10 protein-coding genes and 1 tRNA gene are annotated in these 13,287 nt (G+C 41.8%); 6 read left to right on the forward strand and 5 right to left on the reverse strand.

Going from position 1 to position 13,287, the window contains the following annotated elements; all coding sequences use genetic code 11:
- Window positions 1-22: 22 nt before the first annotated feature.
- The 5 genes from BLR53_RS03180 to BLR53_RS03205 all read left to right on the forward strand — a co-directional run bounded on the left by BLR53_RS03180 (window position 23) and on the right by BLR53_RS03205 (window position 4,017).
- A complete protein-coding gene (locus BLR53_RS03180) occupies window positions 23-1,768 on the forward strand; it encodes an ABC transporter ATP-binding protein (protein WP_074587082.1) in 1,746 nt (581 codons plus the stop codon).
- A gap of 122 nt (window positions 1,769-1,890) precedes the next feature.
- Window positions 1,891-1,963, forward strand: a tRNA-Lys gene (locus tag BLR53_RS03185).
- A gap of 248 nt (window positions 1,964-2,211) precedes the next feature.
- Window positions 2,212-2,475 carry an Arm DNA-binding domain-containing protein gene (locus BLR53_RS03190; RefSeq protein ID WP_176763507.1) on the forward strand — a complete coding sequence of 88 codons (264 nt, stop codon included), beginning with the start codon at window positions 2,212-2,214 and terminating at the stop codon, window positions 2,473-2,475.
- A gap of 851 nt (window positions 2,476-3,326) precedes the next feature.
- Window positions 3,327-3,710, forward strand: a complete 384-nt coding sequence (locus BLR53_RS03200) for a hypothetical protein (protein WP_074587093.1) — start codon at window positions 3,327-3,329, stop codon at window positions 3,708-3,710.
- Window positions 3,711-3,765: 55 nt separating this feature from the next.
- Window positions 3,766-4,017: a hypothetical protein gene (locus BLR53_RS03205; protein ID WP_143007808.1), complete on the forward strand. Its 252-nt coding sequence runs from the start codon at window positions 3,766-3,768 to the stop codon at window positions 4,015-4,017.
- Between the two features lie 399 nt (window positions 4,018-4,416).
- Here BLR53_RS03205 and BLR53_RS03210 read toward each other — a convergent pair whose 3' ends face one another.
- The 3 genes from BLR53_RS03210 to BLR53_RS03220 are packed head-to-tail and all read right to left on the reverse strand — an operon-like array spanning window position 4,417 to window position 9,044.
- Entirely contained in the window at window positions 4,417-6,033 is a 1,617-nt protein-coding gene (locus BLR53_RS03210; protein ID WP_074587098.1) for a carbamoyltransferase C-terminal domain-containing protein, read from the reverse strand.
- Window positions 6,034-6,038: 5 nt separating this feature from the next.
- Complete coding sequence (locus tag BLR53_RS03215) at window positions 6,039-8,198, reverse strand: family 16 glycosylhydrolase (RefSeq protein WP_074587100.1); 2,160 nt, start codon at window positions 8,196-8,198, stop codon at window positions 6,039-6,041.
- A 12-nt stretch (window positions 8,199-8,210) separates the two neighbouring features.
- On the reverse strand, window positions 8,211-9,044 hold the full coding sequence (locus tag BLR53_RS03220; protein ID WP_074587102.1) for a glycosyltransferase family 32 protein: 834 nt from the start codon (window positions 9,042-9,044) through the stop codon (window positions 8,211-8,213).
- An 18-nt stretch (window positions 9,045-9,062) separates the two neighbouring features.
- Between BLR53_RS03220 and BLR53_RS19750 the strand changes: the two genes are divergently transcribed.
- Window positions 9,063-9,263, forward strand: coding sequence for a hypothetical protein (locus tag BLR53_RS19750; RefSeq protein WP_143007809.1), 201 nt, complete (start codon window positions 9,063-9,065; stop codon window positions 9,261-9,263).
- Here the strand turns inward: BLR53_RS19750 and BLR53_RS03225 are convergent.
- Window positions 9,247-11,223: a UvrD-helicase domain-containing protein gene (locus BLR53_RS03225; RefSeq protein WP_176763508.1), complete on the reverse strand. Its 1,977-nt coding sequence runs from the start codon at window positions 11,221-11,223 to the stop codon at window positions 9,247-9,249. The two genes, BLR53_RS19750 and BLR53_RS03225, sit on opposite strands and share 17 nt — an antisense overlap.
- Window positions 11,220-13,223: an ATP-dependent nuclease gene (locus tag BLR53_RS03230; RefSeq protein WP_074587104.1), complete on the reverse strand. Its 2,004-nt coding sequence runs from the start codon at window positions 13,221-13,223 to the stop codon at window positions 11,220-11,222. The genes BLR53_RS03225 and BLR53_RS03230 overlap by 4 nt, the downstream gene beginning before the upstream one ends.
- Between the last annotated feature and the right edge of the window lie 64 nt (window positions 13,224-13,287).

Raw genomic sequence — 13,287 nt, forward strand, 5'->3', positions numbered from 1 at the left:
ATTTCAACAATCGGAAAGATTCATGAAGACATTATGGAAATACCTGAGGCCGCACAGATCCCTCATTTTTCTGGCGCTACTGCTTGCGGGTATTGCGCAGCTGCTCAGCCTGATTGATCCTTTGATCTTTGGTAAAATTGTAGATGATTATGCAAGTAATCCAAAAGGGCTGGCTGAAGAAGAACTGATACACGAGGTTTTATACTGGCTGGGTATTGCCGCGCTGATTGCAATCGTTTCGCGACTATTTAAAGCGGTCCAGGAATATATTACCAGAAAGATTGTCGCACGATTCGGAATGCACATCTTTAACGACGGACTCAAACAAACGCTCCGCCTGTCCTTTCATGAATTTGAAGAGAACAGAAGCGGCACTACCCTTTCTGTATTACAAAAGGTTAAAACCGATGCGGAGCGTTTTGTCAACTCTTTCATCAATGTCCTGTTTTCCTCCATGGTTGGAGTGGGTTTCTTACTTTGGTACAGCCTGAATAAAAATGGGCTATTAATTCCAGTGTTTATCGTAGGTGTGGTGGTTCTGGGCTCATTGACTGGCTTACTGTCCCGACGGATTAAAACTGTACAGCGTTCTATCAACAGGCAAACGGATGCCCAGGCAGGAATAATCACTGAGAGTCTGCGAAATATAGAACTGGTAAAAAGCCTGGGGCTTACTTTTCCGGAAATCAGGAGGCTGAATGAGCAAACAAGGAAGATATTTAACCTGGAAATGTATAAGGCAAGAAAGGTAAGTTCCTTATCTTTCCTTCAGGGGGCAACTCTGAGCGTCCTAAAGCAATCGATTTTATTCATTTTGCTCTGGCTCATTTTCCGTAAAGTATTAAGCACCGGCGAGCTCATTGCTATGCAGTTTATATCTACAGCGATTTTCGTCCCTCTACAGGACCTGGGAAATATGATTCTCCAATATCGTGAGGTAGATGCCTCTATCAAAAACTTCGACCGGCTGATGAACAAACAAGTGGAGCGCAGACCTGAAAACTCAGTGGAGCTGGGACCTTTGGAAAGCCTTGAATTTAACGAGGTGGTATTCCGTCATAAAACGGCTGGTTACAACGCTATCGATAATATTTCATTCCGTGTACAATCTGGTCAAACCATTGCTTTTGTTGGCCCTTCTGGTTCCGGAAAATCTACATTGGTGAAATTGCTGATCGGACTGTATCCTCCCGTGAGTGGTAAAATTTATTTTAACGATGTTAGCTCTACAGAGATCAGATATAACCCACTTCGCAGACAAATCGGATTCGTTACGCAGGATACCCAGCTTTACGCCGGCACCATCAAGGACAATATGCGTTTTGTAAAACCCGGTGCTACAGACGAAGAAATTCATGAAGCTTTAAGGAAGGCTTCAGCAACAGCACTAATTGCTAAAGCTTCACACGGCGTAAATACAACGCTCGGTGAGAATGGCATGAAGTTGTCCGGTGGGGAGAAACAAAGAATCTCTATAGCACGTGCCTTACTTAGGCAACCCCGGTTACTCATCTTCGATGAAGCTACTTCCGCACTTGACTCCCTGACTGAAGAAGATATTACACAAACTATAAGAGAAATCTCTGCGACCAGGGAACAGCTTACGATTCTAATTGCGCACAGACTCTCAACGGTTATGCATGCAGACGTAATTTTTGTATTAGAAAAAGGTAAAATATCAGAAACAGGCTCCCACACCGACCTTCTTCAGGTAAATGGACTCTATGCAGCCATGTGGAGGCAGCAAATCGGTGAGCGAAGACAATAGCCTAACAACCTGTCATTTAAATAATTGTAAATTATTTTGATAAATAAACAATAAAAATTTCACTAAACATTTTACTTTAACATATCTTTTTCTATCTTTGCACCTCCTTCACAAAAAGGATTGATTCCGTAGCTCAGCTGGTAGAGCATTACACTTTTAATGTAGTGGTCCTGGGTTCGAATCCCAGCGGGATCACAAGAAACAATATCAAAGAAAACAAAAACCCTGCAAATCAAATGATTGCAGGTTTTTTGTTTTTACAGGTTATATCAAAATATGCACGAAATCGCATATAAAATGTGCACCATTCGGTGCGTCGTTCTTTTTAATATCAAACTCCCATAATTCGTATTAAAACATTGATATTCAACTAGTTTAATAGATTAACATCTTGTATGAATGAAACTGCAAAGCTATTTTTGTTTCACCTTAATGTTATCGTTATGAAAACTAATTTTAGCATGCTTTTCTTTTTGAAAAAGCCAAAAAACTACACAAAAGTGGCTGTTTACTCTATCTTTTTAAGAATTACGGTGGACGGGATTCGTGCGGAAATATCCACAAGCAGAAACTGCGAACCAGAGCGGTGGAATGCAAAAGCTGGAAAAGTCATCGGCACAAAGGAAGATGTTAAAACTTCGAATGCCTATTTGGAAAATATGAAAGCGGAGGTTTATGCAGCCCATAGCCAGCTAAACGTAGACTGAGCTGTAATGACCGCTGATAGTGTTAAATGCAAATTCTTAGGCAAAGCCGAAAAAACACACACCATTATGGAGGCCGTTAAAATCCATAATACAAACATGGCCGCACTTGTAGAAAAGGAAGATTATGCGGAAGGCACTCTTAGGCGATTTAAGGTACTGGAAAAGCACGTTAAGGCTGAGAACAGAATATTCAAACTATTGACTCCAAGGTGGGGATCCAAAAAGTAGCCACCTTTTTTTTCTACAAAGTGGCCACATATTACGCGCTAAAGCATCCACTCAATTTCGCTTAGAAGTGACCATTTGACTGATTTTAAAGGGTTTTAAGCGTTGAAATTGTTCTGGATTGATGTTTAACCACTGTGTTTTAAATGCTTTACAACTTCTTAAACTTGCGTAAAATTGAAAGATTGTTGGCTGCTCTGATGTAGTGCGATTCTCGTTAAGAATTTTGCTTATAAGCGGATGAGGTATAGCCTTTTGCGTAGCAAAAGAGGTTTAGAAGAGCAGCTACTTGAAATTCCCTGGATCCCAGATCACGAAAATCGTATTATCAATGAGATAGGTTCGCTAAAGCTGAACAATGGGTTTGGTGGCCAGTTTGGAAGAAAAAATGGTGGTTACTTTTGACGAAATCTACAGGTAATTACCTGATACTGGACAATCACCTCGCCCAGCACAAAATCTTCCGCGGTCCATTTTTTGAGCTATTCACCAGACAGAACTCAAGCCGAAGACAAAAAACTGGTTGATAACGCCTTTGTTTCTTATAGCAACAGGTAGCTGATGTTCTTGAAAAACGCTGTCTCAAGCCGATACTATCGCTACTTGGCAGACCAGGCCCAGCGGTGATGCACTTCGATGATAGCAGCAAGAATGTTCCCGATGGCTACATACGGGTAGACAGTACCGTTTTCCTTTTTGAGTACAAAGCGTATTTCTTCCCAGAAAAATTGGCAACTGAGCCCGATTTTGGAAAATTGAAAACCTATTTTGACCAGCGCTTCATCGTTAACGAAAAGGGCAAGGAAAAAGGCATCCATCAATTGAGAAAGCAGATTTCTATTATACATGATGGCGGGTTCGATTTCGATCCGGAAGTGAAACAGCTTTTAGAAACCGGTGATCTGACCATTTTTCCCATAATTGTATTCAATGACTTCTATTTTAGCATAAACGGGCTGAATGTACATCTCGCGCAGACGTTGACCCACAGTTCTTCCACTGGAATATGAGCAAAAACTGATTATAGCGCCCATGGTGATGATGAACCTTGAAACCATCCTTGACATGGTACTGTCAAAACAGGACATTACCTATATGGAGGAATGTATTGTCTCCTATTTGGACTATAAAATAGAGGCGGACGAGGCAGCACATGGTGAAAGGGCCTTGGAAATGTTCTATGAATCTAACTCTGGATTCGATGATGCCTACGCGAGACAAGAACGGCAGGAAGTCAATATCGATCATTCAGATCTAATCCTTGCTGAATTACTTAATCTTGCAGGGCTAGAGTTTATTGATTATTCTGATGATTAGGTATTTATTTTTTGCCTAAGAAATTATTAATCTTTTAAAACGACTGTGCCTGCTCTTCTTTCTCACCCTTGCTCAGCCCCGACTTAGTCCTTTTCTTACTCTCGGTAATCTCCGCCTTCACCTCTTGTTTGGCACACTCAGTTGGATAAACCAATTTATTTGAACCCACGTCACCGAACCTATAACTCTAAGATAATTAATGATTTAAAACAAATCTAAGTTCCGGCGATATCGAGTCAATCGGCTGTAACATGTCCATCTAACAGATTAATCCTTATAAATAGGCATAGCTTTAAATCTATCTTGAGCTTTTCGATTCACTAACTCTTTCTAATAGCAATACAGAGCACACTTAATAACTTGTGAAGTTTAATTGTAAAAACTTAGACAGTACTACCATTAACTTTTAATTTTACCTAGTGCTTTATAAGTTTGATACACTTGTGATGCCTTCAACAGATAACATTTTTCCTCTGTCACAAATCCATCCAAATGGTGCTCTATACAGTACCTAGACAAATCATCAATTTTATTTATAAACCCCCGACCATTAAAATTCAATGAAGTGTTACAAAGAATACCATAACCAGTTAGTTTCTTAAATTCAGTTAACAGCTTAAATAGGCTTAAATTTGTATTTTGAGAAACCGTCTGGATACGCGCTGTCTTATTCACATGGGTTACCGCCTTAAGTGCATCCGTTCTTGCTATAAAAGTGTAAAGCATATGAGGACTAGGATATTCGCAGCCAAACCATTCAGCAGCATCTTCTTCTAAACAAACAGGAGCTATTGGACGAAATTGTTCTCTTTGCTTTATCTCATTCAGTCGTATCCTAGTGCCTTCGCTGAAAGGTGCCGCTATAATGGAGCGATTACCCAACGCCCTTGGGCCAATCTCATATTTACCATTTACCCAGGCCAGTATGAGGTCGTTGGCCAGAATATCCGCGACAAAATTATCATTAACATCGTAGGTATCGTATTTTGTTTCATCGAAAAATTTCTTACTATCGAAGTTTAGCCCAGAATAGACACTCCAATCAATTTTTGGATTTCCAGTGTAGTAGAACTGAGCATCGATCGCCGTTCCAATAGCAGAACCAGAGTCGTTGGCTACCGGAGGCACGAATACATCGGAAAAAAGACCCGATTGTTTCCACTTAGTATTCCAATCGCAATTCAAGCCGCATCCTCCTGCAATAAGTAATGGAAATCCTCTTTTCATATTTTTATCAGCAAATTGATAAAAGATGTCAAAAATTTTATCACTATAAATGCCTGCAAAGTTCCTAAAATCTAAATTATCAAGACCTATATTATAATAGCTAAAATCCTTTAGATTTTCATATGTACTCAAATCTTTATAGGGACCACCCAGCAGAAGTTCTAAAATATTCTTGTCTTCTTCAGAGGGTTCCTTTCGATCTGAAAATGAAGCCAGGGCCATGAGTTTTCCAGCATCCTCGAATCTAAAATATGGTGCCTCTTTAGGAAAAGTAGGATCTGCTAAGCCATATAATAAACTATAACGGTTACCCACTTTTTCCAAGACATTGGAAATTAATGTTATATTCAAGTCAGAGTCAATCTCATAAAATGTACCTATTGCACCTTCCCAAACTAAAATGTAACAAGGTGTTCCTTTAGGCAAGTTTGATAGGCCATAAGCGCAAAGGATATGAGACCGTTCGTGTGTCGACGAAAAATAGTGCACATCATGTCCTAAAAATTTTTTTTTATCTATAATCGTACCGTGACCCGATTCTCCCCTGTATCCTGAGTGGATATTTGAGCCATTTAGATATTCGTAATGATCTCGTGGCCACCACCCTCCAACGCATATCACATCGGGAATTTCATCAAGCTCACCTAAAACACGAAATACGTCGTGATTCGATATCGAAGAATATCTGTAATTTGAGTTTTTCTCTGACTCGATAGAGAATAACAACTGACCATCTTTTACGTAGGCAATTGCTCCGTCATGTCCGGGATTGTAAGAAAGTATTTTCATGATAATTAAGAGTTAGTTTGCATATTTGCTTTGATTGAAATTGATCTGACAAAAGTCTGCGCAGGTAATCTACTTTGTTTCAGGCTTCCAGCCAATTCCTTAGATCGACATGGCCAAACGTTCAAATGCGCAGCCATAGGTAGCTGCGGGATGGGTGTCGGGTTCCAATCTACTCTACGATGTACCAGGTAGTCATCCACATACCAACATATTTCGTGTGGTGCCCATTCAATTGCGTAGCGATGATAATCTTTAGATGCGTCAAACCCCAACTCTATGTAGGTTGGAGAACCTCTATAGCCATAATCAAACTTAGTCCCCTCTGCTCCCGGATTATAAAACACATTCACCATAAGTCTTGTAGGCTTATTTCCTGCAATTTCGATATCGATTTCTTGCCTCGGTGAGTCACGGTAAAGGAAGAAACCATTGATGACCCCAGGCACATTCGATGCTTTAAAAGTTGCTTCAAATCGACCGTAAACGTATCTGCATCTACTGGTTATCGCCGCAGCGCTATACTCCCTAACACCTAGCATTTCTTTTTTCAGATTCAAAACAAAGCCAGCGTCTGGAAGTGACACAAAGTTATTAGGTCGAAATAAAGCCAAATTATCTGTAAATGTGTCATCTCTGAGAAACCAGTGATCTTGATCGAGTGAGTCACTAATTTCATGCCCTACTAAAATCGCCGAGGTTAGCTCAACACCATTGCTCTCAATGCCTTGCCATATATTAGTAGGTTCAATAATCCATGGAGATTGATCTCGCTTTGGAACTGTAACCTTCAGCGTTTTACGATTACCATTTGACGTCGACAAAATCTGTCGTTGCCCTATGTCGTAAAATTCTGGAAAGGCATAAGCGGGTGGTGAGCATCTGAGATACTCGCAGATTAGCTGCCACTTATTCGGTCTATCCTTATCTACTATTATAATATCTCTTTCTAAACCAACAGTTCCAATCAACACCTCCAAATCAATTGAGGTTTCTACACCTATCGTTGTAAATATAAATTTGGCATTAGGATAAAGTATTTTAATTCTAGGAATTTCAATACCAAGGCTATTGATGTTTACGTATGCATTGAAAATCCTATTTACTTTTCCTTCGAGTAACATTTCCAATTCATGCTGTGGAAGTGTATCCAAATCGCTACAACACCTATATCCCAACATCGAAAGTGCTACTGCTATAGAGGTTAAACCTGAATTTTTAGGACCAAAAACAAAGACAGGATATTCTGTTGGTTTTATATGGTACAGCGAAGCAGCTTCGCTAGTGATGACTCCTATCTTTGTTAACGATGGGAGTATCGAGTAAGAGTTTGTTGAATTAAAATCAGGTCTTTGATCAATGATGGACTTCCTAATAGCGCAAACGTTTAATTTTTTAAACTGATGATTCATCCATAAATCTACCGGTCCCTTACAAGGTAGCAGCTCAAGTAATCTCTCTGCTCCCTTTTTTGAAATAACGTACCCAGAAAGATTCCAAAGCCCTCTCTCCGGTTGAAATAGCATTTTTGAAAGGAAAGTTTTAGGCGCACCATGTTTTACCTCCTCATATGACAAATAGAGAAGATCAAAATTATTACCTTCATGTGCCTTGTCTGTAATTTCAGCCCAAGCTTCATTCAAATCTTTTGCAAATCTAGTTCGCAACCATATATCATCCTCCAAAATTAGCACGTGACTATAGCAACCATCAGCAACCTTCTTCCATATATCTATATGTGATTTAGCCACTGCAATTTCTGGACGGCTCATTTTAATCACATTATCAAGTTCGAGACGCGTCGGTAGTGCTAAAGGTTGCGGTTCTACGAATAATTGGTCATTTAAAGTATATTCAGGATCAATATCAAAGTCTTTTACAGGATCTTTTGAAAAGTATTTTGCATCTGTTGCAGGATGTCTATTAGCATAAGTGGAGAGTAGCTTGCCTGAGCAATCTACAACCTTTGATAGTTCGTTATTTACCTCAACTAATCTTAAAGGTTGACGTTTTAGATTAATAATATAAATTTGTTCGATGGTAGGCAGATTGCCATTATTTGAGTTTCCAAATGCAGTACATTTCCTAGTAGGAAGAAGCCTGCGGCATTTCAATGTAAACATGAACAATGACCTAAAAGGAGCAGTTAGTAGAGCGGTTTTTCTCATTAATACTAGGCGTTAATATTTGTTATAATACTTACTGTTTGAAAGCCTCCAGTTTCTTGTGTCATTTCTATAGCTAAGATCCCACCTACTTTCCGCTGTGTCTTCCCAATCTCCTAATACCAGAATTTCTTCCCTAACATCGAAATCTTGCGTCGTTAAATCAAATATGGATTTGGTGAGATTACCTGGCCCAGTTGTCGATTGTATTTCTGGCAGACTATCTAAGGAATCTATTTCTAACGAAGCAGTGGCCTGCTCTAGCGCATATTCTATTATCGGATGTCCAACACTGGAAATTACTGGGTTATTGTTAAAATAGAAAATCCAACTTGTTGCATTTGCTCCTTCTTTTGTGAATTTTTTTGGCGGCACCATCGAGTCGGTAGTCATATCATAACATAATGGTTGAATTTTTAGTAGACCATTATCAAAAAGATGATCGATGGGAGCTCCACTATAGACATCATCGGCATCTATATAGCAGCCGCCCTCCAACATAATATAGCAAAGCCTAAAATAATCTGATTGCATAGCAGGATGATAACATCTTTCGAATGCCCGCTCGTATCTGGCCCCAAGCTTTTGACTTATAAAATTTTTAGCTGCGATCTTACCGAAAAGAATTCGTTCAAAGCCGAATTGATCGACTTTTTTCCAGCTTTCCATGCAATCTTTAACGTCTTCTGGAAGACGGTTTAAATCATCCCAAAATTGCACAATCCGCTTAGGTATGACTTTGTCTAATGACAAACTTGATTTAACACCATTAAATGGCTTCTGCACTAACCCTCGAATGAAATCAGAACGTAATTGATGGTCTTCCGGTAACATACTAATTGTATCCATAATTATTCAGATATTGAAATGACATCTAGAAAAACAAAATATTCTCGAAGAGAAGTTCAACTGGAAAACAGCTCCTATATCATATCCAATGTACGTCCACTCATTGCCATCATCACGGGTGATATTCTTTGTCCAGATCAGGTCTGGGAAATTGTATTCTTGCATAACGGGTTTAGTTGTATTGAAAATCGTCAGATTTCTGCTATTGTAACTGTATGAACTCACAGTTGCTGAAATAATCCCTCATCATATCCTCTTCTGCTTGATCTACCACCAATCTCACGACAGCAAGGTTAGAGATAGCCCTTGAACAGGCGACATAAAAAAGCTTCTGGTTTCTGAGCCTGGTTGCCGGGTCATGCTGTCCATCATAGATGCTTTTGAAGTTGTACCTATTCCAAAGATATTCATCAAGGACCACGATCACATTTTTGATACCGGAGCCCTTTGTCTTGTGCATTGTGATGTAACCGGTTTCCTCGTTCAAGTAGCTGTAATAGTTCAGTATCTCTTCGAACGGAATGTCATCGGAAAGAAAACCGATGGCAAAATTTTTCCTTTTCAACTGTTGATGAAAGTTGTTGAACTCTTCATCTGTAATTACGATGCCATGGTTGCTTTCCAGCCTAACACGAGTATTCGATCCACTGTTATAGTGGCCCTCCAATAACTTGAAATTTCCATCCGCCTCAAGCTCGGACAGAAGCTGTTCGCGCGCCGCAAGATAGTTCATGTGGCGCTCTGATTTTCTGATGAACTTTTTTTCAATAGCATAAGTCAAAGCTTTCTGCATACTAAGACCACTTTCCAATAGATATCGGAAGTGTTCTCTAAGCACCTGTTTGTCCTTTACCAACCTTATGACAAATCCCCTTTTCTTCAATGCCACTATGAGCGGATTATATGCCTTGGTCTGATACGCCCGGCATAGTTCGACAAGTTCGGAAACCTGGATCCGAGCCAGCTCCTTCTCGATCTCTTCCTTTACCTCTGTGTAACGATCGTCGAAGAGTTTATATAGTTTCTTAAATCCAACTTCGGATGATATGGACTTGTTGGTTAGCATCAGCACCTTGGTATCGGGATGGTCGAATTGTGCCCGGCTTTGGGCGATAAGTTCATTCAGAGCATCAGCATACGTCGCCTTTTGCTCCGCCAGTGAGAATGGTCCAGGCTTGGCACCGAAACTATAAAAAAAGAACTTTACCTCCCCTATCCGCTGATCGGCTGTTTCACCGTTCTTTAGCGCAACTTCCTGTTCGATTCCATCGTTGCGCAGGATGTTGATATAGTTAATCACGCCCTGCGAACACCTGAAGTTGTCTTCCTTTTCGACTTTTCTGAGCAGTCCCTGATCGACATATTGCTGTACGTCGCCTATGACGTCCTCATAGATGCCCTGCATAGAGTCACCGAAAAGTCCAACGGTGGTCTTGCGGTTTTTTGGCAGCAGTTCCAGGAAGATGCGGATGACCTCGGGCGCCGAATCCTGATACTCATCTATGAATATGAAATCGTATTTATCGCTGATGATCTTGCCAAGCAGAGCGAATCTTTCACAGAGTGCGCATGAAATGGTGAGCAACGAGTCGTGCGAAAAGCTGAGTTCCTTGAGCGAATCGAACCTTGACTCGTTATAGTGTATCAACTTGTCGTCCTGCACGTCGATAATGTCAGCAATGATCTGATTAAGGGCCTGTATATCGCCCTGCAGTTTTTCATCAAAACTGCCAGGACTTTTATCGTATTCCCTTTTCCCGGTCACCTTCGGCACGGTCTCTCCCGTGACGGAAAATAGTTTTGTTACATATTTAGTGTAAACTTTCTTGTATTCATCGTGTCCCGGGCCTGTTGGCTGCTGGAGGTAGAAGATCTGCCCAATCACTTCTTTGATGTTTTTGCGGTAGTTCCTAATCAGCTTGTTCAGGAAAGAGTGGATGGTAGATATCTCAAATTGGTCGCCCACCCTTGAAATGATCTCATCAACGGCGATATTGGTATGAGTGATACAGGCGATCTTTTTGTCGGGATATGTCGAGGAGACATAGCGGATGATTTCCTTGAGAGATTGGGTCTTGCCACTGCCAGCTCCGCCCTGCAGGACGAAGTTTGTAAAATCATCTGCCTTCAACTGGTTGGCATCGATGATCTGTTTGATGGTTACTATCGCCTGGCTCATTGTGCGATCCATTTTAGTCCCCCTAAAATGTACTTGGGTGTATTCCACTTGATGTCTTTGGTCAACGCAAGGTAGAGGATGGAGGAAGCAAAATCAGATTTACCGCTGCTTTTGAGTACTTTGCCGGTCAGCTCATAGTAGTCCTTCCGATCGGCCTTGAGTTCGGTCCTGTTCTCCATCCCACCGATATCGGCCTGGTTCGCAACGAGCTGTTCCAGATTGGTGCTCATGAACGCATCCTCGAAGCTCCTAGCATGGTGGCCATTTTCTGGAGACTGGTAGGCGACCGCTATATCCGGGCTAATCGTTTGTGCGGTGCAATCCTTGATGGTCTTGAACCAGTCGTCGAACTTATTCAGCTTATCGGCTTCGGTCTCACGCTTGTCCATTGCAGGAAGCTCCGGTGCGGCAAAGAAATATTTGATGGTCACGTTACTGGTATTCAGTGCCCTGTCGGTATGACATGCGCACCAGGCGCGCTTCTTATCCCTCTGCAAGATCTCGGTGCCGTCAAGGTCGGTGAGGATCAGGGTTTGTATGCCCAGAAATTCGATAAAGTGTCGGAACACCCTTGCGTTTGCACCCGCCTCGAGGATGGAGATGTTCTGCGAGATCAGGGGAACGTAGCCAGGTTCGGATTCACGTGAAAGATCATATTGTTTGATAAAGTACGGCAACAGGATCTTTTCCGAAGTTCCCTCGATGAAGATGATCTTCTCGGCAAAGAAAAGTTCGGATGCGTATAAGGTGAGGTACTGCTTGAGGAACTTGAAATGTTCCTCTTCCCCTTCGTATTTCTTTCTAAGCGCCTGGTGGAAATTTTTCACTTCGATGTTTCCGTCCTTCAGCCTGAAGTAACGCAGGTCGTCGAAATCGCACTGGGAGACAATGTGGGAGGAGTGCGAGGTGATGAAGGTCTGCGCATTCGGGATCAGCTTGAGTATTTCCTTGATCTTGCGCGCGAAAACGTATTGCATTTGCGGATGGGTGTGAGCCTCTGGTTCCTCGATAAAAAGGATATTGATGCTGCGCGCCTCCTGTTCGAAGTATTTTCGTTTGACCTCTATCTGCAGCAGCAGGAACAGTATGTTCAGGTGGCCCAAGCCGTTCATCGTTTCGGGCAGATAGCTGTTGGTCTCACCGTAGATGACCTTGGAATAATTGGCAAGTATAGCCTTGGATTCCAGATTGGAGATGACATTCAGCTTTCCGTCTACGAACTGCTTTACGTTGTCGAAGTACGAGGAAAAGTGCTTTTCATATGTCTCGTTCAGGCTGGCATCCATTTCCAGCATCTGGTCGTTGATCTTTCCGAAGGCTTCCCTTGCGAATTTGTTCTCGCTGTTGAAATAGTTCGTTGCCAATTCGGAAAGCGCGGTGCGCCTGCCTCCGGAATTGTCGGAACTGGAGACGTTGCGCTTGGCGTGGATGACCTGGTAGTTGAACACCCTGCGGATGTCGGAAATCTTCTTTTCCACCAGCTCGCTACGGTCGTAGACCTTTACGTCTTCGTCCTGGCTATAGACATAGTAGCGCGTTTGCAGATAGTCGGCGAGGTTCTTTTCGATATAGTCCTTTCGGTTCTTTTCGCTGATCTCCCCAAGATCCTTGATGAGTTCGGTGCTGTTGATGCTGCATTCGAATAGTAGCTTGACGATGTTGTTGGCAGGGTCGAGGTCCAGGATGAAATCCGACAGGTGTTCAAGGTCGTCGTGTTCGGCGTAGGCGATGTCTAGGTACATGCGAATGTGACAGTCGCTGAGGTCGGCTCCCGTGAGTACGTCACGAATCTTTGTCCTAAGGGTGAGTGAAAAGTCATTGAAGTCGAACATAATGTTCTCGGGGCGGAAGAATTTATCGAACAGCATGATGAAAGAGGTTTTCCCGGAGTTGTTCTTGCCGATCAGCAGGGAGAGGCCCTGTTTCTTTTCGATGCTGAGTTCGACCTCGGTTTCCTTCAGCAGCCTGAAATTTTCTATTTTGATCTTTTGGATGTACATTGACGTTAATTATTTGGTTCCAATTTATCTTAATTTGAGGGATTGCCTGGTTTAAATTATATTG

Source organism: Pedobacter antarcticus, from assembly GCF_900103515.1.
GTDB classification, from domain to species: domain Bacteria; phylum Bacteroidota; class Bacteroidia; order Sphingobacteriales; family Sphingobacteriaceae; genus Pedobacter; species Pedobacter antarcticus.